A 254-nucleotide genomic window follows, 5' to 3' on the forward strand; every position below is an offset into this window, starting at 1 on the left:
CATGCACCTCGGTGGCGGGCTTACTCGCGGCCCGACCGCGCCGAGTAGTTGGGCTGGCATGGAGCGAGGGAACCCCGATGCCTGTCAATCCCTCACCCTCGGTTTCGTCGTCGAACTCACTCCCGGTGACCGCCACCGCCGGTGCGGCCTTGGCCTGCGCGAAGCGGGCCTTGCGCCCTTCCATGTCGCGCTCAAACTTGTCGAGGAAGACCTTGAGCGAGGAGCGCGAGCCGTAATACTGCGACCCTTCGGCT

At 66.5% G+C, this 254-nt stretch carries 1 protein-coding gene; it reads right to left on the minus strand.

The annotated features are described in order from the left end of the window. Positions 1-254: hypothetical protein (locus AC0L2V_RS32295; RefSeq protein ID WP_473522202.1), on the minus strand; the 254-nt coding region annotated here is incomplete at both ends.

The sequence above is a fragment of the Mesorhizobium sp. WSM4814 genome, from assembly GCF_055811595.1.